This is a genomic window from Pedococcus soli (assembly GCF_054782575.1).
In genome coordinates this window covers 517148-538862 of sequence record NZ_BAAGSF010000006.1, presented here as the reverse complement: position 1 = coordinate 538862, position 21715 = coordinate 517148, and the positions used below count along the sequence as shown (strand labels likewise).

General features: G+C 71.3%; 21 protein-coding genes. 11 read left to right on the top strand and 10 right to left on the bottom strand.

Going from position 1 to position 21715, the window contains the following annotated elements:
- Window positions 1-7: 7 nt before the first annotated feature.
- Window positions 8-1054 carry an NAD-dependent epimerase/dehydratase family protein gene (locus ACYVKF_RS17875; RefSeq protein ID WP_460968203.1) on the top strand — a complete coding sequence of 349 codons (1047 nt, stop codon included), beginning with the start codon at window positions 8-10 and terminating at the stop codon, window positions 1052-1054.
- Between the two features lie 78 nt (window positions 1055-1132).
- Here ACYVKF_RS17875 and ACYVKF_RS17870 read toward each other — a convergent pair whose 3' ends face one another.
- Together ACYVKF_RS17870 and ACYVKF_RS17865 are read right to left on the bottom strand one after the other, a co-directional pair.
- Entirely contained in the window at window positions 1133-1408 is a 276-nt protein-coding gene (locus ACYVKF_RS17870) for an anti-sigma factor family protein (protein ID WP_460968202.1), read from the bottom strand.
- The gene (locus ACYVKF_RS17865) at window positions 1405-1998 is read right to left on the bottom strand and encodes an RNA polymerase sigma factor (RefSeq protein WP_460968200.1); all 594 of its coding nucleotides are present in this window, start codon (window positions 1996-1998) and stop codon (window positions 1405-1407) included. Before ACYVKF_RS17865 ends, ACYVKF_RS17870 begins: the two co-directional genes overlap by 4 nt.
- Before the next feature lie 140 nt (window positions 1999-2138).
- Between ACYVKF_RS17865 and ACYVKF_RS17860 the strand changes: the two genes are divergently transcribed.
- The 5 genes from ACYVKF_RS17860 (at window position 2139) to ACYVKF_RS17840 (ending at window position 7082) form a co-directional block, all read left to right on the top strand.
- A complete protein-coding gene (locus tag ACYVKF_RS17860) occupies window positions 2139-2825 on the top strand; it encodes a haloacid dehalogenase type II (RefSeq protein WP_460968198.1) in 687 nt (228 codons plus the stop codon).
- Between the two features lie 151 nt (window positions 2826-2976).
- Window positions 2977-4074, top strand: a complete 1098-nt coding sequence (locus ACYVKF_RS17855) for a lactonase family protein (protein ID WP_460968196.1) — start codon at window positions 2977-2979, stop codon at window positions 4072-4074.
- 166 nt (window positions 4075-4240) lie between these two features.
- Window positions 4241-5347, top strand: a complete 1107-nt coding sequence (locus ACYVKF_RS17850) for a LolA family protein (protein ID WP_460968194.1) — start codon at window positions 4241-4243, stop codon at window positions 5345-5347.
- Window positions 5344-6270: an ABC transporter ATP-binding protein gene (locus ACYVKF_RS17845; RefSeq protein ID WP_056919132.1), complete on the top strand. Its 927-nt coding sequence runs from the start codon at window positions 5344-5346 to the stop codon at window positions 6268-6270. The genes ACYVKF_RS17850 and ACYVKF_RS17845 overlap by 4 nt, the downstream gene beginning before the upstream one ends.
- Window positions 6267-7082, top strand: coding sequence for an ABC transporter permease (locus tag ACYVKF_RS17840; protein WP_460968191.1), 816 nt, complete (start codon window positions 6267-6269; stop codon window positions 7080-7082). Before ACYVKF_RS17845 ends, ACYVKF_RS17840 begins: the two co-directional genes overlap by 4 nt.
- On the opposite strand, the gene ACYVKF_RS17835 is transcribed toward ACYVKF_RS17840, so the two are convergent.
- Window positions 7072-7869 carry a lipase family alpha/beta hydrolase gene (locus tag ACYVKF_RS17835; RefSeq protein ID WP_460968189.1) on the bottom strand — a complete coding sequence of 266 codons (798 nt, stop codon included), beginning with the start codon at window positions 7867-7869 and terminating at the stop codon, window positions 7072-7074. The two genes, ACYVKF_RS17840 and ACYVKF_RS17835, sit on opposite strands and share 11 nt — an antisense overlap.
- Window positions 7870-8003: 134 nt before the next feature.
- Here ACYVKF_RS17835 and ACYVKF_RS17830 point away from each other — a divergent pair, with 134 nt between their 5' ends.
- Window positions 8004-9833 (top strand): GMC family oxidoreductase, encoded by a 1830-nt coding sequence (locus ACYVKF_RS17830; RefSeq protein WP_460968188.1) that lies wholly within the window; start codon window positions 8004-8006, stop codon window positions 9831-9833.
- Window positions 9834-9869: 36 nt separating this feature from the next.
- On the opposite strand, the gene ACYVKF_RS17825 is transcribed toward ACYVKF_RS17830, so the two are convergent.
- Complete coding sequence (locus ACYVKF_RS17825; RefSeq protein WP_460968186.1) at window positions 9870-10799, bottom strand: LysR family transcriptional regulator; 930 nt, start codon at window positions 10797-10799, stop codon at window positions 9870-9872.
- A 92-nt stretch (window positions 10800-10891) separates the two neighbouring features.
- On the opposite strand from ACYVKF_RS17825, the gene ACYVKF_RS17820 reads away from it, so the two are divergent.
- Window positions 10892-12019, top strand: a complete 1128-nt coding sequence (locus ACYVKF_RS17820) for a TDT family transporter (RefSeq protein WP_460968185.1) — start codon at window positions 10892-10894, stop codon at window positions 12017-12019.
- A 74-nt stretch (window positions 12020-12093) separates the two neighbouring features.
- Here the strand turns inward: ACYVKF_RS17820 and ACYVKF_RS17815 are convergent, their stop codons facing one another.
- Window positions 12094-13032: an acyl-ACP desaturase gene (locus ACYVKF_RS17815; protein ID WP_056917105.1), complete on the bottom strand. Its 939-nt coding sequence runs from the start codon at window positions 13030-13032 to the stop codon at window positions 12094-12096.
- Between the two features lie 262 nt (window positions 13033-13294).
- On the opposite strand from ACYVKF_RS17815, the gene ACYVKF_RS17810 reads away from it, so the two are divergent.
- Entirely contained in the window at window positions 13295-14686 is a 1392-nt protein-coding gene (locus ACYVKF_RS17810) for a PQQ-dependent sugar dehydrogenase (protein WP_460968183.1), read from the top strand.
- Window positions 14687-14806: 120 nt separating this feature from the next.
- Here the strand turns inward: ACYVKF_RS17810 and ACYVKF_RS17805 are convergent, their stop codons facing one another.
- Complete coding sequence (locus tag ACYVKF_RS17805) at window positions 14807-15142, bottom strand: MerR family transcriptional regulator (RefSeq protein WP_460968182.1); 336 nt, start codon at window positions 15140-15142, stop codon at window positions 14807-14809.
- A 113-nt stretch (window positions 15143-15255) separates the two neighbouring features.
- Here ACYVKF_RS17805 and ACYVKF_RS17800 point away from each other — a divergent pair, with 113 nt between their 5' ends.
- Both ACYVKF_RS17800 and ACYVKF_RS17795 read left to right on the top strand, forming a co-directional pair.
- Entirely contained in the window at window positions 15256-15687 is a 432-nt protein-coding gene (locus ACYVKF_RS17800; protein WP_056914618.1) for an Hsp20/alpha crystallin family protein, read from the top strand.
- 438 nt (window positions 15688-16125) lie between these two features.
- Window positions 16126-17925, top strand: a complete 1800-nt coding sequence (locus ACYVKF_RS17795; protein WP_460968180.1) for a GAF domain-containing SpoIIE family protein phosphatase — start codon at window positions 16126-16128, stop codon at window positions 17923-17925.
- Here ACYVKF_RS17795 and ACYVKF_RS17790 read toward each other — a convergent pair.
- From ACYVKF_RS17790 to ACYVKF_RS17775, 4 genes are all read right to left on the bottom strand, one after another.
- Complete coding sequence (locus ACYVKF_RS17790; protein WP_460968179.1) at window positions 17922-18590, bottom strand: ANTAR domain-containing protein; 669 nt, start codon at window positions 18588-18590, stop codon at window positions 17922-17924. The genes ACYVKF_RS17795 and ACYVKF_RS17790 overlap by 4 nt on opposite strands.
- 203 nt (window positions 18591-18793) lie before the next feature.
- Window positions 18794-19477 (bottom strand): HAD family hydrolase, encoded by a 684-nt coding sequence (locus ACYVKF_RS17785; protein WP_460968177.1) that lies wholly within the window; start codon window positions 19475-19477, stop codon window positions 18794-18796.
- 26 nt (window positions 19478-19503) lie between these two features.
- Window positions 19504-20478: an SDR family NAD(P)-dependent oxidoreductase gene (locus ACYVKF_RS17780; protein WP_460968175.1), complete on the bottom strand. Its 975-nt coding sequence runs from the start codon at window positions 20476-20478 to the stop codon at window positions 19504-19506.
- Window positions 20475-21659 carry a zinc-dependent alcohol dehydrogenase gene (locus ACYVKF_RS17775; RefSeq protein ID WP_460968173.1) on the bottom strand — a complete coding sequence of 395 codons (1185 nt, stop codon included), beginning with the start codon at window positions 21657-21659 and terminating at the stop codon, window positions 20475-20477. Before ACYVKF_RS17775 ends, ACYVKF_RS17780 begins: the two co-directional genes overlap by 4 nt.
- Window positions 21660-21715 lie beyond the last annotated feature (56 nt).

Genomic DNA, 21715 nt, shown 5'->3' with positions numbered 1-21715 from the left:
GGCTTCGATGACCGTGCTGGTGACCGGCGCGGCGGGGTTCATCGGCACGGCGACAGCAACGGCCCTGCGCGCCGCAGGACACGACGTCGTGGCCGTGGATGCGATGGTGCCGCAGGCCCATGTCCGTCCAGCGACGGCACCGGAGGGTGTGCACGTCCTCGACGTCCGCGCCGCCGACGACTGGGTCGGGCTCCTGCGCGGCGTCGATGTCGTGTGCCACCTTGCCGCGATGGTCGGCGCCGGCGTGACGGTCGCCGACCTTCCCCTGTATGCCGCACACAACGACCTCGGTACCGCCTCCTTCCTTGCCGCCATGGCCAGGGCCGGGGTGCCACGGTTCGTGCAGGCGTCGTCGATGGTCGTCTACGGCGAAGGCCGCTACCGGTGTCCGGACCACGGTCACCAGACGCCGGCACCCCGCACCGTGGAGGACCTGGACGCGGGCCGGTTCGACAACGCGTGCCCGCGCTGCGGCAGGGTGCTGGACTGGGAGACGGTGACCGAGGACGCCCTCCTCGACCCGCGCAGCAGCTACGCCGCGAGCAAGGTCGCCCAGGAGCACTACGCGACCGCGTGGGCACGCCAGGCTCCCGGCGCGGCCATCTCGCTGCGCTACCACAACGTGTACGGGCCGGGGATGCCCAGGAACACGCCGTACTCGGGTGTGGCCGCCATCTTCCGGTCGGCCATGGAGGCCGGGCGGGCTCCGGTCGTCTTCGAGGACGGCGGTCAGGTGCGCGACTTCGTCCACGTCGAGGACGTCGCCCGCGCCAACGTGGCCGCGGTGGAGGCCGTTGGCGGGCGCGACCAGGGCAGCCACGCGGCCTACAACGTGTGCTCCGGTGAGCCGGTGACCATTCTCGACGTGGCCCGGATGGTCACCGCCGGCTCGGCGGCCGCACTCAGCCCGGTCGTGTCCGGGGAGTACCGGCTGGGCGACGTGCGACACGTCGTCGCCTCACCGGCCCGTGCAGCCGACGAGCTCGGATTCACCGCCCGGGTGGGGCCGAAGGAGGGGCTGGCGCGGTTCGCCCGGGACCCGCTCCGCGCGTGAACGCCCCGGCCGGTACGGATCGATCTGGTCCGTCAAGGGACAGCCCAGCCCCGCCCACCACGCTGCTGTCGGGACTCATCACTGTTCCTCGCCCACGAGCTGATCGACGAACCCGCGCAGGCGCGCCACGGCAACGGGGTCGGGCACCGGTCGTCCCGGCCAGCGCGACAGGGCCCGGTGCAGGGTCCGGTGCTCGTTGGCCACCTGGGCGCAGGTCTCGCAGGTCGCCAGATGCGACTCGAGCCGGGACACCTCGCCGGGCGTCAGCAGTGCCGCTGGATCGGCGTCGAGGTACCGCTGGATGCGTCGCGCGCTCCAGTGGCAGGTGACCACGGCACGCAGCGAGCGGATCATGGAAGCCTCCTTGCGGTGAGGATGGTCGGGCCGAGGTGGTGGCGGACGCGTTCTCGGGCACGGCTGAGCCGCGACATCACGGTGCCGACAGGCACGCCGAGCGCCGCGGCTGCTTCGGCGTAGCTGAGGTCGTCGACGTCGACCAGCCACAGGACCGCACGGAAGCGCGGGTCCAGCTCGGCCAGAGCGCGTTCCAGGTGGTCATGCAGCTCCTGGCCGATGACCTCCTCTTCGGCGCTGTGCGGCGCGCTTGCTCCGAAGGCCGGTCGCGTCCTGCGCAGCGACTCCCAGTCCGCCACCGTCTCGGGCCGTTGGCGACGGTGCATGTTCAGGTGGGTGTGTCGAAGGATGGTCAGCAGCCACGCCCGGGGATGACGTCCGTCGAAGCGGCTGACCGCGTTGTAGGCGCGGATCAGGGTCTCCTGGGTCAGGTCCTCGGCGTCGGCAGCGTTGCCCGTCAGCGACTGAGCCACGCGCAGGAGCACCTCGAGCTGTGGTTCGACATGCTCACGGAACGCGCGGGCCGACGCCTGCGCGTCAACGTCCGGTCGGGGTTCGGGCACACCCCGGGAACCCGCTGGGTGGCTCATGGTGTTCCCGTCAGGTGGGTTCGGTCCCTCACGAAGGTGTCGGCCGCCTTCGGTTCCGGGCGAAGGTCCAGCACATGAGGACGCTGGTGCGACAGGCTGACATCGCACCAGTGGAGACGAAATCGCGCAAGGAGTCATCGATGAGCACAGAGATCAGGCCCCGGCCAGGGTTGGTCGTCTTCGACGTCAACGAGACCTTGTCGGACATGAGCGGGCTGCAGCAGACCTTCGCCGAAATGGGCGCCCCGCCCGCCCTGGCCGGGACGTGGTTCGCGTCGCTGCTGCGCGATGGGTTCGCCCTGACCGTCACTGGGGTCAACCCCGACTTCGCCGACCTGGCCGCCACGTCGTTGGCAACGGTGCTGCGGCCGCTGCAGCTCGATGACGTCGACCTGGCGGTCGATCGGGTGATGGCTGCATTCGCCACCCTGCCTGTTCACCCCGATGTCCTGACCGGGATCCCGGCGTTGGCAGCCCTGGAGATCCGACTCGTGACCCTGAGCAACGGCTCGACCGCCGTGGCGGAGGGTCTCCTCCACCGCAACGGCCTCACGACCACGTTCGAGCGACTCCTGTCCGTGCAGGCGGCGCCCCTGTGGAAGCCGGCCGGGGCCGCCTACCAGTACGCGTTGGACGTCTGCGGGGTGGCTGCCGATGAGGCGATGTTGGCCGCCGTCCATCCCTGGGACATCCACGGCGCGCACCACGCCGGCCTGAGGACGGCGTTCATCAACCGGACGGGTGCCACCTACCCGACCTGCTTCGCGCGCCCCGAGGTGGAGGTGACATCACTGCTCGAACTCGCTGAGGTGCTGGGGGAACTCTGAGCGTGGGTGCGTGGCGACATTCGTGACGGCAGACCTGTTGTCGGACAACGCAATTCTTTCGTCCTCCTTACGGACCCCGAAACCGGGAAGCACGGGCACCTGAGGGGTGGTTTCGAGGTCATCGCATCCACCAACTCAACGGGAGAACCTCATGAACACCACACGCACCTCAGTCCTCGCTGCAGCTGCAGCCACGGCGGCTGCACTGATGCTCGCCGCGACTGCGGGCGGCGCCTCCGCCCATGAAGCCAGGGCGGGCGACGCGGTCGTCGGCCACGTGTACGAGGCCACGAACGCAGCGGCAGGGAACGCTGTCGCCGTCTTCGACCGCACGCAGGACGGTTCGCTCCGCGCAGCTGGAACAGTCGCTACCGGAGGTCTCGGCGCCGGCGCGTCGCTGCACTCCCAGGGGGGTGTCGCCCGGGACGGCCGGATCTTGTTCGTGGTCAACGCCGGCGACGATTCGGTGTCGGCCCTGGTCTCGACCCGCCGCGGTCTTGTCCTGCGAGACCGGATCAGCTCCGGCGGCGACTTCCCGGTGAGTGTCACGGTGCGGGATGGGGTCGGCTACGTGCTGAACCAGGGCGACGACACGATCCGAGGCTTCCGCTACGACGCCGACGGAGATCTGCACAGCCTGCCCGGTTCCACGCGAAGCCTCACCCCCAACCCGGCAGGCGGCACCACCGACGCCGCGCAGGTCTCCTTCACCCCCGATGGGCACTCACTCATCGTGACCGAGAAGGCCGCCAACCGGATCGAGACGTTCCGAGTCGTCGGCGGCTACGCCGGGGACGCGAGGCCACACGCGTCGGCGGGTACGACGCCCTACGGCTTCGACTTCGACCGACGCGGACACCTCATCGTGTCGGAGGCGGCGACCGGATCCGCATCCTCGTATCGGGTCCGGCCTCTGCGGCCCATCACCAGCGCCATGGCCGACACGCAGAAGGCGGCCTGCTGGTTGGTCGTCGCGGGCGACTGGGCGTACGTCGTGAACGCGGCCAGCACCTCCATCTCGGCCTACCGCATCTCCCACGACGGCTCGCTGTCGCTGGCAGCGGCCGTTGCTGCGACGACTGGCGCCGGTCCCACGGACGCCGCGGTGTCGTCGGACGGACGGACCTTGTCGGTGCGTCTGGGTGACGGTTCGGTGTCTTCCTTCTGGGTCGGTGCCCAGGGAGGGCTCACCTCCACCGGCACCGCTGCCGGCACGGCATACGGAACCTCGGGCCTGAGTGCCGACTGACGGACGTCGACACCAACGGTGTCCGCTCCTCGGGGTGGGCACCGTTGGTACGGACCGGTGCCGCCCGCGAAGGACGGTCTTCGCGCCCGACGGGCGTCGTTCACGTGACCGAACCGAGGCTGGCAGGCCATCGCGGCTCCCGGCTCCGCGACGTACCGTGGGCGGGGTGATCCGCTCGTGGCGATGGCCGGTGGTGGTGGGTTCGGCGCTGACCATCGCGGCGGTGCCGCTGGTGCTCCGTGTCCTGCCGGTCGGCGGGGAGCACGATGATGCTGCTGCTCTGCTCCAGCGGATCGTGTCGGCCAGGGGGGCGGCCTACTCGGGGTACGCCGAGTCGACCGGTGCGTTGGCCCTGCCCGTCGGCGACGAGTTCAACGACGTGTCGACCTTGCTCGGTGGTCGCACCGAGCTGCGCGTCTGGTGGCGGGACGACGACGAGTGGCGCGTGGACACCCTCGACCCGGGCGGTGAGCGGAGTCTGCGGGTCAGCCCCTCCGGGTCGTGGTCGTGGGACTTCGAGGACAACCGGGCCACACGGGCCGCCGACGCCCCCGCGGGCACGGTCCGACTGCCGAGGGCCGACGACGGTCTTCCCCCGGCGCTGGCTGCACGCCTCCTCAGTGGGGCCACCGGTGCCCAGGCGTCGATGCTGGCGGCCCGCCGGGTCGCGGGTCGGGCCGCCGACGGGTTGCGCATCCGGCCGCAGGACCCGCAGAGCAGCATCGACCGCGTGGACGTCTGGGCCGACCGTGAGTCCGGCATCCCCGTGTCGGTCGAGGTCTACGGCCGGGGCGATTCCCGCGCAGCCATGTCGACGACCTTCCTCGACTTCGCCCCCGGGCGACCCCCGGAGGCGGCGATCTCGTTCACCCCGCCGCCGTCGGCGCGGGTGCGGATCAGCAGCCGGTTCGACCTCGTCGACGCGATCGCGCGGTTCTCACCGGCCCAGCCCCCGGACGTCCTGCGCAGGTACCCACGCCAGGATCCGCTCGCAGGCACCCGCGGCGTGGGCCTGTACGGCAGCGGAGTCACCCAGCTGGCGGTGGCCGGACTCCCGGGCCGTAGGGCGCGGTCCCTCGACCAGCAGCTGCAGCTCGCAGCGGGCTCGCACGCCGTACCGGCCGGCACCGCCGTCGACGTCGGCCCCCTCGCCCTCCTCCTGACCCGGCCCGACCGGTCGGGGATCCAGTGGCTGCTCACCGGGACGATGACCCCCGCGGGCCTCTCCGAGGCCGCGGACGAGCTGCTCCACGGTCAAGGGGCCCCGTCGTGATCCGCACCGAGGGCCTGGTCAAGCGGTATGGCGCGGTCGCGGCCGTCGACGGGATCGACCTCGACGTGCGTCCCGGTGACGTCTACGGCTTCCTCGGTGCCAACGGATCGGGCAAGACCACGACGGTGCGCTGCCTGCTCGGGCTCGTCCTGGCGACCTCGGGGGAGGTCCGGGTCCTCGGACAGCCGATGCCCAAGAACGCGGCCAGCGTGCTGCCCCGTGTCGGGGCCCTCGTCGAGGGCCCGGCTGCATACGGCCACCTCTCCGGTGCGGCGAACCTCACCATCCTCGACGCGAGCGGTCCCGCGCCCCAGGGTCCGTTGGGTGGTGGCCGTCGCGGCCGCCGGGACAGGGTGGCGCAGGCCCTCTCGCTCGTCGGCCTCGCGTCCGTGGGCCGTCGTCCGGTGCGTGCCTACTCGCTCGGCATGCGTCAGCGGCTGGGGCTGGCCGGTGCCCTGCTGCGCCAGCCCGAGCTCCTCGTCCTCGACGAGCCGACGAACGGGCTCGACCCCCAGGGCATCCTCGAGGTCAGGACCCTCCTGCAGACCCTCAACGCCGCCGGCACGACGGTCTTCCTCTCCAGCCACCTGCTCGCCGAGGTCGAGGAGCTCTGCACCCGCATCGGGCTGCTCGACCGTGGCCGGCTGGTCGTCCAGGAGGACCTCGCCACGTTGCGGGCACCCACCGGCAGAGTGGTGGTGCGCACCCCCGACGCCGACGAGGCGCACCGCCTCCTCGACGGCCGCGTCGAGGTGCGGGAGGACGACCTGCTCTTCGTCCGCACCGCCGACGCCGCTGAGATCAACGCACGGCTCGTGGCCGCGGGACTGCGCGTCGTGGAGCTCGGACCCGAGCGCCGCCGCCTCGAGGACGTCATCGCCGAGCGCACCAGCGCGCGGGCTCCGGGGGAGGTGGCCCGGTGATCGTCGTCGAGCTCGGCAAGCTCTTCCGCCGCCGCCGCACGTGGCTGACCATCGCCCTGCTCAACCTGCTGCCGACGATCGTGGCGGTGCTGCTCGCGGTGACCGGTATCGCACCGCGTCCGGGTCAGGGGCCCGCCTTCCTCTCGGCCGTCGTGGCCAACGGGTCGCTGTTCGCGATCGCGGCCCTGGCCATCGTGCTCCCGCTGTTCCTGCCGATCTCCGTTGCCGTCGTCGCCGGGGAGGCGGTGGCGGGTGAGTCCCAGGCAGGAACGTTGCGGTACCTGCTGATCCGCCCTGTCGGCCGTACGCGGCTGCTCGTGGCCAAGCTGGTCGCGAGCACGGCATACGTCCTCGTGTCGGTGCTCACCGTGGCTGCCGTCGGGTTCGTCGTGGGGCGGCTCACGCTCGGGAACGCACCGCTGTCGCAGTCCATGGTCAGCGTCTCGGGCACCCTGCTCACTCCCGGTCAGATCGCCTGGCGCACCGTGCTGGCGATCACCTTCATCACCTTCTCGATGCTCGGGGTGGCGGCGATGGCGCTGTTCCTGTCGACGCTGACCGACTCACCGCAGACGGCGACCCTGGGCGCACTCGCCTTCCTCATCGGGTCCTCCCTGCTGCTCACGATCGACGCGGCCCGTCCCCTGCAGCCCTACCTGCCGACGCGGTACTGGCTGACGTTCGTCGACCTCTACCGTGACCCACTCCTGCTGAGCGGGGTCGAGCGGGGCGTCGGGTTGCAGGCCGTCTACGTCGCCGTGCTCCTCGGGGCTGCATGGGCCAACTTCGCCACCAAGGACATCACGAGCTGAGTCGGGCGCAGTCCGACGGACCCCACGCGGGGATGGGCTCCGCGCCGACGGACCCGGCCACCAGGCCCACGACGACGACGTCCTCGGGCAGACCCGAGTGGCGCACCCCGTCCGTGGGACACACCTGCTGGACCGAGACGCTGGTCGCGCCGTCGAGCTCGGCCGACGCCGCGGGCACCACCACGTCGTCCTGGGTCGTCCACACCGCGAGGTAACGGGGACCGCGGGGGAGTGGAGCGCTGTTCAGCCGGGCCAGCACGGGACTCTCCGGGGCCAGCTGCTGGCACGCCACCGGGCAGGCGCCGGCGACCAGCGAGCCGAGGGCGGCGAGCTGGGTCCCGTGGTGGGGCGACCCGAGGGTGACCAGCCGACGCACGGAGCCGGCTCCGCCGCCCTCCTGCACCCAGAGCCGAGCCACCACACCTCCCGCGGAGTAGCCGACGACGTCCACCGAGGTCGCCCCGGTGCGGGCGAGGACGCCGGCTGCGACGTGGGCGAGCTCGTCGGACTGGCCCTGCAGGTCGCCGAGGGCCTGGTCAGGCAGCTGGACGACCGTGACGTCCCGGCCTGCCGAGCGCAGGGTCGAGGCGAGTCGGCCGAACGCGGAGGTCGAGCCGCCGTACCCGGGAACGAGCAGCACCGGTCCCGGCACGGCCTGGTCGACCGGCCTGGCCGCGCCGTCGCGTCCCACGACGACGGCGACCCCTGAGGCAGCGATCGCGACGAGGACCAGGCCGCCGACAGCAAGGGTCAGGCGCCGTCTGGCCGGGGCGAGGGCAGAGAGCACCCGACCATCATGCGTCCGGCCCCCCCGACTGGGAGAAGCAGCGGCCCCGGCTCCCTTGTTTCGCCTTCCCGAGTGTGGTTGCGTGGCGAGACCGTCCCCGCCGTCCGGCGAGGTGCCACAGCGAGGTGGGATCGATGGACTCGTACGACTACGTCATCGTGGGGGCGGGATCGGCGGGCGCCGTGGTCGCTGCCCGGCTGAGCGAGGACCCGGACGTCCGGGTCTGCCTGCTCGAGGCCGGCGGGCCGCCACCTCCCGCAGAGCTGGTGCCGGCCGCCGTCGCCAGCCTGCAGAACGACCCCGCGACCGACTGGATGTACAACGGTGATCCCGGCGGGGTCGGCAAGGGCCTGGTCGGCGGTCGGATGATGGTGCCCCGCGGGAAGATGCTCGGCGGCTCCTCCGGACTGAACTACATGGCGTACGTGCGTGGGCACCCGGGCGACTTCGACTCGTGGGCCGCAGGGGGCGCGGTCGGCTGGTCCTACGAGGAGGTCCTTCCGTACTTCCTCAAGGCCGAGGGGTTCGTGGGCAGCCCCGACCTCCACGCCGACCCCGACGCCCACGGCCACGACGGCCCGGTGGGGGTGTCGGTGCGTCAGCCGATCCTGCGTGCCTCGGTGCAGTTCGTGGAGGCCGCGGGCGCCGCAGGACTGAAGCAGGGTGACTACAACGGTCGTGACCGCCTCAACCCCGACGGGGTTGCCTCGCTCTTCCAGACGACGACGAAGGACGGCAGGCGGAGCTCGACCTTCCACGCCTACCTCGAGCCGGCGATGGACCGGGACAACCTGACGGTGGTCACCGGCGCCCTCGTCGAGCGGGTCCTGTTCGAGACGGCCGGTGAGGTGCTTCGCGCCACCGGGGTCGCCTACCGCACCGAGCACGGCACGTCCGAGACGGTGGCCGCGAGCACCGAGGTGGTGCTGTGCGCAGGCGCCATCGGGTCGCCGCACCTGCTCCTGCTCTCAGGGGTCGGGTCCCGAGAAGAGCTCACGGACGTCGGGGTGGCCTGCGTCGTGGACCTCCCGGCCGTGGGACGCCACCTCAAGGACCACCTGCACACACCCTTGATGTTCGCCGCCGACGGCATCGGGGAGACGATGACCGAGGTGGCGATGTCGCTCGGGCCGGATGCACTACGGGCCCCCGCCGGACCGCTGCCGGCCGACCCCGCGGACGACGACGACCTTCCCGAGCCCCTCGCAGCCGCCAAGGCCGAGGCCGAGCGCCGCATCGGCGAGTGGTTCACGACCGGCAGCGGCCTCGCCTCGTCCTCCCTCTACGACGCGGTCGCGTTCTTCTCGACCGGACTGGGCGACGAGCACACCCACGACGCGCAGATCGGCTTCCTCGCGACCGGCTACACACCGGCGATCTGGGAGGGCGTCTTTCGGCTGCCGCCGGCTGCCTTCTTCGAGGACCCGGAGACCTTCCTGGACCCGACGCGCGGGCAGGTCGTGGTGCTGCCCAATCCCGTGCAACCCCACTCCGAGGGTTCGGTGACGCTGGCCAGTGCGGACCCCGCGGTACCGCCGACGATCGACTTCAACTACTTCGGCGACCCGCACGACGTGACGGTCATGATCGCCGTGATGCGCCGAGCACTCGAGGTCGCGCAGGCATGGCCCGGCGGCGGCCTCGGCGAGCCGGTCATCCCGCCGCACCTGGCTCAGGCACACGGCCATGTCGCCGGCGCCGAGCCGAGCGACGAGCTGCTCGAGGACCTTGCCCGCCACTACGCGCTGACCGTCTACCACGCGACGTCGACCTGTCGGATCGGTGACGTCGTCGACCCGCGGCTGCGGGTCCACGGCATCGAGGCCCTGCGCGTGGCCGACGCGAGCGTGATGCCGAACGTCGTCAGCGGCAACACCAACGCCGCCGCAATCATGATCGGGGAGAAGGCCGCCGAGCTCATCGCCGCGGACCACGGGGTCCACCTCCACGAGGTGGTCGGCTGACGGCCTGGTCGGCTCGCGCCTGCAGGGACCCCGGACTCAGGCCGGCGGCACTCGTGGGCCCCTTCGTGGGGAGCGCGACGGCTGGGTCGAGATGCGCAGCAGCTCGGCAGCCGGCCCGCGGGGTCGTTGGTGGGGGTTCCAGATCGCTCGCAGGGCGCGCGGCATGGAGAGGTCGGTGACCTTCACGCGCACCAGGCGTCCGGTCGCGAGGTCGTCCACGACGGCAAGGGAGGACAGGATGGTGGGAACGCCCATGGTGCGGGCCGCGTCGCGCACGGCTGCCGTGGAGGCGAGGGTGTGCAGGGGCGAGGCGTGGCCCGGCAGTGCCTGCTGGATGTGGGTGCGGGTCCCGGAACCGTCCTCCCGCAGGATGAGCGGGGTGCTCGACAGCTCGGCCGTGTCGATGCCTCGCCGCCTCCGCGCCCAGGGGTGGTCCGGTGGCGCCACGACGATGAGCTCGTCGTGGGCGACGGTCCTGGAGCGCAGCCCTCGGGGGATCTGCGGCGTCTCGACGTAGCCCAGGTCGACCGCACCGTTCGTGACGGCCTCGATGACGGACCGGGAGTTGCCCGGTTCGACCTGGAGGGCGACATCGGGGTGCGCGCGGCGCAGCCGGGTGGCCCACTGGGGGAGGAGCGCCTCGGAGATCGTGTTGCTCGCCGCCACGAGGAGGGTGCGCCCAGAGGCGTCCATCCCCTGTATGCCGTCGCCCAGGTCCCGGGCTGCCTCCAGCACCCGCTCTGCCCAGGCAAGCACCAGCTGTCCTTGCCCCGTCGGCCTGACGCCGCCGCTCGACCGCTCGAGCACCGCGAGGCCCATCAAGGTCTCTGCGGCGGATATCCGTGCACTGACTGCCTGCTGGCTGATTCCCAGCTCATGGGCAGCAGCCCCCATGCTGCCGTGGGCGGCGGCAGCAGTCAGGGCCGACAGCTGCTCGAGCGACGGGATGCGATGGAGGCTCTGCACCCCTGCACCCTAGGGGCTCACAAGCATCTCTTGTGGCGCGACACCATCGGGCCGGGTACCGCACGTCGCCTCGCGGGCCCAGAGTGAGGCTCATGAGAACCGTTGTGGACCAGGTCGCCACACGCCTGCCCCGAGAGCGAAGTGGGCGCTCGGCTCGACCCGTCCTGCCTCCGGCGGGACCGGTGTGGTTCTCCTCCGTCATGGGAACGGGGATCCTGGCGACCCTCCTTGCACGTGACGCCTCCCAGGTCCCGGTCCTGCTGGTGCCGGCGTCGCTGCTGACGCTGGTCGGCGTGCTGCTGCTCATCGGGCTCACGGTTTCTTTCGGTGGGCGTGCCGCTCGCGACCCGGCCGTCCTGACGAGCACCCTCCGCGACCCAGCAGTGGTGCCGACATGGGGCACCGTGTCGATGGGCATCCTCTCGATCGGTTCAGCGCTGCTCACCGTGCTGCCACAGCTCGGGGCGCACGCCGCTTCCGGCGTCCCCGCCCGATGGGTGGTGGTCACCGATGCAGGGTGCTGGGTGGTGGGCACGGGCCTCGGTGTCGTCACCGCCTTCGGGTTCGCCACCGTCCTGCTCAGGCGAAACCTCCGGGACCCGGTCCCCGCGTGGGGGCTCCCGCTGGTGCCGCCGATGGTGTCCGCGACGACCGGCGCGGCCCTGATCCCCCAGGTCGGCCCCCACGTCCGCATGGCCCTCCTCGTGGCCGTCGTCGCCTGCTTCTTCCTCGCGCTGTTCCTCGGGACGCTCGTCTTCGCGACGGCCTACCACCACCACTTCCGGAGAGCGGCCCTACCGATCGCAGCCTCGGCCTCGGCCTGGATCCCGTTGGGCATGGTCGGTCAGTCGATGGCCGCGGCCCAGGTGATCGCGAGCCGGAGCTCGCCGCTCCTCACGCCCTCAGCGGCCGATGCCGCTCGACGGCTGGCCGACGCCTACGGCTACGTGATGCTCGCCGTCGCCCTGCCGGTGGTCGCCCACGCCGTCACGATGACCGTTCGAGGATTCCGCGCGCGTATGCCGTTCAGCCCGGGATGGTGGGCGCTGACCTTCCCCATCGGCACCTTGGCCCTCGGTACGCGGCTCCTGGGCAGCTCGACGAGCCACCCCTTCGTCACCGCGGTCGGCGTGGCCGCGACCGCGGCGCTGTGTGGCACCTGGGCCCTCTGCGCCGTCGCGAGCGTGGTGACGATCCGGCGGGTGCACGCCCGACGGTGACGCCGGTGGACGCCACGGCCGGGGCCACCCGGCACACAGGTCCGGTGGCCCGCCGCGCTTCCGGCGGGGCGGGGTCAGGATCCTTGGCGCGCCGCCTGCTTGGCCGCTCGCTCCTCGCGGCGGGCGACGAAGCGAGCAGCCTCCTCGTCGAGGGAGGCGACCGCGGTCGCGAGCTCCTCCCGGGCCTGCTCGCCGGAGGCGTCCAGGCCCTCGAGGTCCCAGACACCCCACTGGCGCAGCATCGGGGTCACGATGTCGTCGTGGTGGATGCGCAGGTCGTAGATGCCGGCCATCGCCATCTGCACCGCCTTGCGCCCGAAGCCGGGGATGATCGAGCCGGGCATCTGGAACGTCACGACCTCGTCGGTGATCGCCCGCATGGTCTGGTTCGGCGTCAGCTCCAGGGCCGCCTGGACGAGGTTCCGGTAGAAGATCATGTGGAGGTTCTCGTCCTTGGCGACCCGCGTGAGCAGTTTCTCCGCGATCGGCTCCTCGGTGTAGCGGCCCGTGTTCCGGTGCGAGACACGGGTGGCCAGCTCCTGGAACGAGACGTAGGCGCAGATGTTGAGCAGCGCCTTGTCACCTGAGTCGTAGCCGGTCTCCATCGTGTCCATGCGGGCCCGCTCGAGCTCGTCGGGGTCGACGCCCCGGGTGACGAGCAGGTAGTCGCGGATGCAGAACGCGTGTCGGCCTTCCTCGGCGGTCCACCGGTTGACCCAGGTGCCCCAGGCACTGTCGCGGCCGAAGGCCTGGTCGATCACGCGGTGGTAGCTGGGCAGGTTGTCCTCGGTGAGGAGGTTGACCTCCAGGGCCGTCCGGGCGATCGGCGAGAGCTGCGACTGGTCCGGTGACCACGGGTCGCCCCCCAGCTCAGCGAAGTCGCGGCCCATCGACCACGGCACGTACTCGTGCGGCATCCAGTCCTGGGCGGCCTCGAGGTGACGGTTGAGGTTCTCCTCGACCACCGGCTCGAGTGCGGCGAGCAACTGGGCGCTGTCGAGTGTGGCGGCCACGGGGTCCTCCTCGGTGACGAACGCGAAGGTCGCGCCCACCCCCTGCCTACACCCTCACGAGCCACCGGGCCAGAGCGACGGACCGGCCACGACGTACCTGCGTGCCGGGCGAAGCGGCCGACGCCCGCCGCGTGTCCGAAAGGTGGCGATCGCCCTGTCTGCGCCAGAGATTGGCCGCCAAGGTGAACTCTGTGTGCGCGGGGCTCGTGGTGAGCAGTATCCGACCACGCGTGCTCAAGCGCGCTCGAGCAGAGGAAGTCTGATGAGAGTTCACAGATCCATCGCTCTGGCCGCGGTCGCGGTCATCGCCGTCGCCGCCCCGGTGGCTGCGGCCACTGCCCTCGCAGATCCCATCCCTTCACCCATCCCGGTCAGCAACACCCGCATCGCTCTCAAGCCCGTGGCCACCGGTCTGGTGGCTCCCGTCACCGGCGCCGTGGCTCCCGGAGATCACGACCACCTCTACATCGCGGACCAGGGCGGCCAGATCTGGCAGGTCGACGTCCGCGGGAGGTCACCGAAGACCTTGGTCGCCGACCTGTCCGCGCGGCTCGTCTCGGACCTCGCCAAGGTGATCCCCGGACTGCCCTACGACGAGCGGGGCCTGCTCGGCCTCGCCTTCGACCCGGGGTACAAGCACAACGGCCTGCTCTACACGTTCACGTCCGAGAACCCCACTCCCTCACCGGACTTCACGACGCAGCCCGGGGTCACGCCCGGGGGAGGACAGACCGTGATCGCGCAGTGGAAGGTCCGGAACGCGCGGGCCGAGCACCCGGTGGTCGACCCGAGCACGCGACGCGAGCTGATGCGGATCGACAAGCCGCAGTTCAACCACAACGGCGGTGAGATCGCCTTCGGTCCCGACGGCAAGCTCTACATCGCGATCGGTGACGGGGGCGCTGCGGACGACCAGGGTCCGGGGCACGTCGCGGGTGGCAACGCGCAGAGCCTCGCTGCGGGCAACGTCCTCGGCAAGGTGCTGCGCATCGACCCGCACGGACACAACTCGGCCAACGGGCAGTACGGCATCCCCAGGAGCAACCCGTTCGTCGGTCGCGAGGGTGCGGACGAGATCTGGGCCTACGGCTTCCGCAACCCCTACCGGTTCTCCTTCGACTCCCGCTCCGGTCGCCTCGTGGTCGGTGAGGTGGGCCAGAACGACATCGAGGAGGTGGACGTGGTTCGCCCGGGCCGCAACTACGGCTGGCCGGTCAAGGAGGGCAGCTTCCTGTTCGACAACGGCGGCGACGGCCCCGGCTTCGTGACGGCACACTCGCCGGGCAGCCCCGCAGGGCTGGTCGACCCGGTGCTCGAGTACGACCACACCGCGCCCGGTGGGACGCGGTGCGGCGGTGGGGCGCCGGCCAGCGCGTGCCAGGGCATCGCCGTGGTGGGCGGTTACGTCTACCGCGGCCACGACGTGAAGGCCCTTCGTGGGCACTACGTCTTCGGTGACTACTCACGGGCCTTCGCCCAACCGCTGGGGCGGTTGTTCGTCAACAAGGGCTCGGCGGTCACCTCGCTGCAGGACCCCGGCATCGCCGTGTTCGGGTTCGCCCAGGACCGCAGGGGTGAGCTCTACGTCCTCGGCAACACCACCGGGGTTCTGTCCGGGACGACCGGCACCGTCCTGCGGATCACCCGGCCCTGATCCGGTCGACTGGTCGCCGGACCCGGCGACCGCGTCGATGCCCCGGCCCCTCTCATCGTCGGATGAGGGGGGCCGCCGCATGCGTCCCACCGCAACCAGGGCCCTGAGAGGTCAGGGCCGTCAGCCCGTGGACGGGTGACGGCCCTTGCGTGCCAGGCGCAGGCGGGCGTTCTCCTCCTCGAGCCCGAGGACCATCCCGATCCCCGCGAGGTTGAGGCCCGCATCGAGCAGGTCGCCGATCCGGCGCAGCCGGTCCAGATCGTTGGCGCTGTAGCGGCGGGTGCCTCCGTCGGTGCGGTTGGGCTCGATCAGCCCACGCGCCTCGTACAGGCGCAGGTTCTGCGCGCCCATCCCGACCAGCTCGGCGGCCACGGAGATCGCGTAGACGCCGCGGTCGCCGTCGGGGGCCGGTGTCGCTGCGGGCGCGCGCCCTGCTGAGGAATCCTGTCTGGCCACTTGCGACAGTATGGCCAGTGGTGCTACAAGAAATCTATAGCAGCGGCATCAGATGTTGCTCTGGATGATGCCGCTGTGGGGAGCATCAGAACAACACAACGGAGGTGAAGACGATGCTGATGCGCACCGACCCGTTCCGTGAGCTGGACCGACTCACCCAGCAGGTGTTCGGCCCGGACGGCACCTTGGCCCGCCCTTCGGTCATGCCCATGGATGCCTGGCGTGAGGGAGACGTGTTCCACGTCGAGTTCGACCTGCCCGGCGTGAGCCAGGAGGCGATCGACATCGACGTGGAGCGCAACGTCGTCACGGTCAAAGCCGAACGTCCGGCCAGGGCCAGCGACGCCGAGCTCCTCGCCGCAGAGCGACCGCGTGGGGTGTTCAGCCGGCAGCTCGTGCTGGGCGACAACCTCGACACCGGCCACATCGAGGCCAGCTACGACACCGGAGTGCTCTCGCTGCGGATCCCCGTCGCTGAGCAGGCCAAGCCCCGCAAGGTCGAGATCGCCAGCAGGCACGAAGGACAGCAGGCGATCAGCGCCTGAGCCGCGGGTGGTGGTGACCATGGCCGCGAGCCCCGCTGAACGCAGCGACCTCGCCACTGGATCGTGCGAGGACTTCTTCGACCTCGTGCTGGCCGATGAGGACTTCCTGCGCGAGGAGTTCGACGCGATCATCGGCGAGGCATGGGCGAAACCCCCAGCGGGACGTGGGAGCGCGAGAGGGGCGACGGCACCGGGCGACCGGCCGAACCCACGACGGTCCGTATGGCTCCGGGCCGCCACCCCCGCGCGACCGCAGCCACGACCCGTCGGAGGTCGCCGTCGACAGCGCTCACCTCCGGGCGCGTCTCGGCCCCGCGTCGGGAGGTGACGGCACAGCCAGCCGGTGGGCGTGTCAGCTCGTGCCCGCCGGCTGGCCAGCGTCCGTGGTGTTCGGGCGTTTCGAAGAAGTTTCGAAGGGGCTCCTGCCATCATGCCGACATGAGACCCGGCACCGGCGACGAGTCCGCCCTGGACGCCCGGCTGACGGGGCTGGCCCGGGTGACCGCCGAGCTGATCGAGGCCAGGACCTCGGAGGCGGTCACGAAGGTGGTGGTCGAACACAGTGCGGTCGCGGTCGGTGCCACCATCGCGTCCCTGACGCTGCGTGCCGAGGACGACGAGGTGCGACTCGCGGGTCTGTTCGGCGGGCTCGACGGGGACGCGGAGGTGTTCGCCTCGTATCCGCTCGCCACCGCGACTCCAGCGGCGGACGTCATCCGTTCAGGACGACGGATGGTGCTGGTCGGGCGTGAGGCGATCCTCGAGGCGTACCCCACGGTGCCCCGGATGGACCGAGGGGAACGCTCCATCCTGGTCCTGCCGCTCAACACGGCGGACGGCACGCTGGGTGCGGTCGGACTGTCCTTTCCCGGACGCCGGCACTTCGAGAACGCCGAGCTGAACTTCCTCGACATCCTTGCCGACAGCTGCGCGCAGGCGCTGCTGCGCATCCGGGCCGAGGGGCAGGCTGCTGAACGACAGGCCCAGCTCTCCTTCCTGGTCGAGGCGTCGGCCGAGCTCGCCAGCAGCCTCGACTACGAGGCCACGCTGGCTCGGGTCGCGCAGCTTGCTGTCCCGAGCCGCGCCGACTGGTGCGCCATCGACCTGGTCAAGGACAACCGACTTCGACGCCTCGCGGTGGCCCACGTCGATCCTGCGAAGGTCGAGTACGCCCACGAGCTGGCACAGCGGTACCCGAGCGACCCGGACTCGGGCAACGGACCGTGGCAGGTGATGCGCACGGGACGCAGCGAGCTCATCCCCGAGATCACGGACGAGATGCTCGTCGCCGCGGCCCGCGACGACGAGCACCTCCGGATCGCGCGGGAGCTGGCGCTCCACAGCGCGATCACCGTGCCGCTGATCGCCCGTGGACGAACCCTCGGGGTGATGACCTGGGTCAGGGCCGAGTCCCGGGTCCGCTACGACCAGGCCGACGTCGAGCTCGCCGAGGAGCTCGCGCGCCGGGCCGCCGTCTCCATCGACAACTCCGACCTCCACAGCCAGACGTCGGCAGTGGCGGAACGTCTCCAGCACGCCGTGCTCCCACGCGCCCTGCCGGTGCTGGTGGGTTGTGATGCAGCGGCGCACTACTCGCCCTCCGGTCGCACCGGTGTCGGTGGAGACTTCTACGACGTGCTCTCCCTGCCCGACGGACGGGTGGCCGTGTTCGTCGGGGACGTGATGGGCCGCGGGGTGGAGGCCGCAGCCTCCATGGCCCAGATGCGTGCCTCCGTGCGCGCGTATGTCGCCGTGGACCCGCGACCCGACGTCGTGCTCACCAAGCTGGACATGATGATGGCCGCGTACGGGGAGGACCAGCTCGTCACCCTCGCCTACCTGGTGGCCGACCCGAGCCGGAACGAGATCGTGGTGGCCAACGCAGGACACCCGGCGCCGACCCTGCTGCGCGACGGCGGGGTGGTCGAGCACCTCCCCTGCGCTGACGGGGCCCCGCTCGGGATCGTCGGGCCGCGGCGTCGCCGGAGCACGTTCAGCTTCTGCCCCGGTGACACGATCGTCGTGTTCACCGACGGCCTGATCGAGCGGCGCACCGAGGACATCGACGCGGGTAGGGCTCGACTCGAGGAGGCGCTGTCCGGCCTCCGCGGCGACGACCTCAGCAGTGGCCTCGACGGCTTGGTCGGGCGAGTGCGCGACGACACCCAGGACGACGACGTCGCCGCGGTGGCCCTCCGCCGACACGGCAGCGGACTGCAACCACACCTCTCGAGCTAGGCCCCCGAGAGCCGACCACCGGCAGGGCTTCGGGTGACCACACCAGTGCCGTCACCCGCCTCGGCCGCGAGCCCGATGACGATGTCCAGCAGGCTTCGCGCCGGCTCTTCGCGGCAGAAGGCCGGATCACCGAGTCCATCGACGATCCGGTCGGCGACGGCGGCCAGCTTGATGTTGTGCTGGCTCGAATAGGTGCGGAGGAGGTCGAAGGCCACGTCCTCGTCGACGCCGAAGGTGACCATCAGGGCGCCCTTGGCCTGCTCGATGGCGGCCCGGTTCTCGGCTGACGCCGCGACCGCGACCCGGGCCCCCTCGCGCATCGCCTCGGTGATGTCCGCGACGAACCCCGTCAGTCGCTTGACCGTTCCCGCCACTGCCTCGCTGCGACCCACGAGGACCAGCCGACGGGCTCGCCCGTGCGCGTCGGTCATCGTGTAGACGCACGAGTAGGGACCGGCGTCCTCGAGGTGGTGCTGGAACCGGGACAGCATCGCGGCCCGGTCGTCGGGGACGATGCGGGCAAGCATCGCCTCCGTGGTGGGCTCCTCACCCTCGTCGAGGCCGTGCAGGTCACGAAGCCCCTGTGACCACGACCAGCGGCGCCCCTCCACCTGGTACTCGAAGAACATCGCCTGTCCGTCAGGCTGCACTGCGTGCCGGGCCACCGTTTCCTCCTACGTGACGACCCTGGGGATCTCTCAAGCGAGAAGGCCACTCCTTGACCGATCCCGATGGTACGACGGGCAGCGACCGGTGCCAACACACCGGGGCGTCGCTCGACTCGCGGTGCAGAAGGAACCGGGCCCAGGGCATTTCGAGGCCGTGGCGGTGCGCAGCACGGCCTCCTCTGCGGCCCGGAACCGCTCGGTCACGCGCTGTCGGCCGACTGGCTGTCGCGCCGGCTCGACGCGGCCCGCGTCAGCTCCCGGCACAGCTCGTCAGGGTTGGCGAGGACCCACGTCGCCCCGGCTTCGTCGAGCTCGCACCTGCTGGTGCCGCCGCACTCCAGCCCGACGGATCGCGCGCCGACCGCATGGGCCGCCTTGACGTCCCACACCGAGTCACCCACGACCAGGATCTCGCTCGGCTCCAACCCCATGCGCGACAGGGCGACGGCCACGAGGTCCGGGCTCGGCTTCGAGTCCCGGACGTCGTCGATGGTGACGACCACGTCGAAGTCCGGGTGGTCGAGGACCCGCAACATCGCCTCGAGGTCCCGGCCCGCGGACGACGAGGCAAGGGCGGTGGTCAGACCCATCCGGTGGCACAGACCCACCAGGTGGCAGGCGCCCGGCAGCTCCTCGACGCGGTCGTGCCAGGTGGCGAAGATGACGTCGTGGGCGTTGACCATGTCCTCGTCGTGCCGGGGGTCACGTCCGTCGCCGAGGACGTGTGGAAGGAGGCGGTCGGCACCCATGCCGATCGCACGGTGCAGTCGCGCCATCGGGACGACGTAGCCCGAGAGCTCGAGGGCCTGCCACCACGCCAACGCGTGGAGGTAGGTGGTGTCGACCAAGGTGCCGTCGAGGTCGAAGACGATGCCTGCGGGCACGGTCAGCACAGGGTCCACGGACGACGTCACCCCGACCGGCGCCAGGTGACGTGGGCGGAGCGCGCCGCGACGGCGCCTGCCGCGAGGGTCGCCGCCGCTGCGGCCGGACGCATCCAGTGTCGTCCCCAGCGACCGTGCAGCGCCTCGCCCGCGGGCTGCGGTTCCAGGACGTTGCCCGCAGAGTTGGCCGTGGCCGAGTGGGACAGGCCGCCGATCTGCATCAACGGGGTGACGAGGGCGTCGAACAGGCCGGGGAACACCCGGAACCCGGTCACCGCCAGGTGGTTGGCCGCTCCGACGGAGACCTCGCGCCGTGAGCGCCCCAGCGCTCGGACGATCGCCCGAGCGACCTTCTCGGGCGGGTCCACCGGGGGCGGCGGACGACCGTGCCGACGGAGGTACGTGCCGGCCTGGAGGTAGACCGGGGTGTCGACCCCACCGGGGGAGACCAGGCTGACGTGGATGCCGGGCGTGCTGCGGGCCTCGACCTGGAGGGTGCGGACCAGTCCGTGCACCCCCCACTTCGCGGTCACGTAGGAGCTCATCCACGGGGTGCTGATCTTGCCCAGCAGGGAGCCGACCACGACGAGCGAGCCTCCCCCGGGGGATCGCGCGAAAGCCGACAGGGCGCTGCGGGCCACGTTCGCCGTTCCCAGGAGCGTGGTGCGCACGGCTGCGTCGAACACCTCCACCGGTACGTCCTCGAACCGGCCGTAGGCCAGCGACGCAGCCGAGTGCACGACGGCGTCGACCCGGCCGAAGACCCGCTCCGCCGAGCGGAAGGCGGCCGCCACGGCCTGGTCGTCACCCACGTCCGCCACAGCCACTCGTGCTCGTGCCCCTGCGCCCACGCACTCGGCCTGCACGGCTTCGAGTGACGCCTGGGACCGGGCGACGAGCACGAGGTCGGCGCCCTGCGAGGCGAGCAGCAGTGCGGTCGCCCGCCCGATGCCGCTGGAGGCGCCGGTGACGAGCACGGTCCTGCCGGCCCAGGACCTCACGGCTGCAGGACCACCTTGACGCAGCCGTCGGCCTTGGCCTGGAACAGCTCGTAGCCACGGGCCGCGTCGGACAGCGGGAGGATGTGCGTCGCGAGCTTCGCCGTGCCGAGCGGGTCGGCGGGGTCGAGCACGAACGGCATGATCTCGTCGATCCAGCGCTTGACGTGGCACTGACCCATCCGCAGCGAGATCCCGCGGTCGAACATCTCCATGAGCGGCAGCGGGTCGACCTCTCCACCGTAGACGCCGCTGATCGACACGGTGCCGCCTCGACGAACCGCCTTCAGGGCGGTGAGCAACGCGTCGAGCCGGTCGACCGCGAGCCGGTCGATGAGCGGCTTGGCGAGGGCATCGGGGAGCAGCCCGACAGCAGCCTGGGCGGTCTTGGCGACGGGGTTGCCGTGGGCCTCCATGCCGACGGCTTCGAGGACGCCGTCGGGCCCGCGACCCCCGGTCATCTCGATCAGCGCGGCGGCGACGTCGTCCACCTCGCGCAGGTCGAGCGTCTCGATCCCGTGCTCCCGGGCGAGGGCCAGGCGCTCGTCGACGAGGTCCACGCCGATGACTCGGCCAGCACCCAGGAGCTTGCCGATCCGGGTCGCCAGCTGGCCGACCGGCCCGAGCCCGATCACGGCCAGCGTCCCGCCCTTGGGCACCTCGGCGTACTTCACGCCCTGCCACGCGGTCGGGAGGATGTCCGAGAGGTAGAGGAAGTGCTGGTCCGTGGGTCCTTCCGGCACGACGATCGGCCCGAACTGGGCCTGCGGCACCCGCAGGTACTCGGCCTGTCCACCCGGCACCGCGCCGTACAGGCTGGTGTAACCGAACAGGGACGCGCCCTTTCCCTGGTCGCGGACCTGGGTCGTCTCGCACTGGGCGTAGAGGCCCCGCTCGCACATCCAGCAGTGGCCGCAGGAGATGTTGAACGGGATGACCACCCGGTCGCCCGGCTTGAGGTTGGTGACCTCGGGCCCGACCTCCTCGACGATGCCCATCGTCTCGTGACCGAGGACGTCGCCGGGCGTGAGGTACGCGCCGAGCACCTCGTACAGGTGCAGGTCGGAGCCGCAGATGGCTGTGGAGGTGACCTTGATGATCGCGTCGGTGGGCGCCTCGAGCTCGGGGTCGCGCACCTCCTCCACACGCACGTCACGCTTTCCCTGCCACGTCAGTGCCTTCATCGGTGAGGTCCTTTCCCACGTCGCGCGTCCGAACCGGACGCGTCGTCCGTCAGTGC

What these genes read in the sequence shown, in the direction of transcription:
- ACYVKF_RS17865 (WP_460968200.1), bottom strand. Translation starts at nt 1,998, where the DNA reads ATGAGCCACCCAGCGGGTTCCCGGGGTGTGCCCGAACCCCGACCGGAC.
- ACYVKF_RS17795 (WP_460968180.1), top strand. Translation starts at nt 16,126, where the DNA reads ATGAGACCCGGCACCGGCGACGAGTCCGCCCTGGACGCCCGGCTGACG.
- ACYVKF_RS17775 (WP_460968173.1), bottom strand. Translation starts at nt 21,659, where the DNA reads ATGAAGGCACTGACGTGGCAGGGAAAGCGTGACGTGCGTGTGGAGGAG.
- ACYVKF_RS17870 (WP_460968202.1), bottom strand. Translation starts at nt 1,408, where the DNA reads ATGATCCGCTCGCTGCGTGCCGTGGTCACCTGCCACTGGAGCGCGCGA.
- ACYVKF_RS17820 (WP_460968185.1), top strand. Translation starts at nt 10,892, where the DNA reads ATGAGAACCGTTGTGGACCAGGTCGCCACACGCCTGCCCCGAGAGCGA.
- ACYVKF_RS17810 (WP_460968183.1), top strand. Translation starts at nt 13,295, where the DNA reads ATGAGAGTTCACAGATCCATCGCTCTGGCCGCGGTCGCGGTCATCGCC.
- ACYVKF_RS17875 (WP_460968203.1), top strand. Translation starts at nt 8, where the DNA reads ATGACCGTGCTGGTGACCGGCGCGGCGGGGTTCATCGGCACGGCGACA.
- ACYVKF_RS17830 (WP_460968188.1), top strand. Translation starts at nt 8,004, where the DNA reads ATGGACTCGTACGACTACGTCATCGTGGGGGCGGGATCGGCGGGCGCC.
- ACYVKF_RS17860 (WP_460968198.1), top strand. Translation starts at nt 2,139, where the DNA reads ATGAGCACAGAGATCAGGCCCCGGCCAGGGTTGGTCGTCTTCGACGTC.
- ACYVKF_RS17855 (WP_460968196.1), top strand. Translation starts at nt 2,977, where the DNA reads ATGAACACCACACGCACCTCAGTCCTCGCTGCAGCTGCAGCCACGGCG.
- ACYVKF_RS17800 (WP_056914618.1), top strand. Translation starts at nt 15,256, where the DNA reads ATGCTGATGCGCACCGACCCGTTCCGTGAGCTGGACCGACTCACCCAG.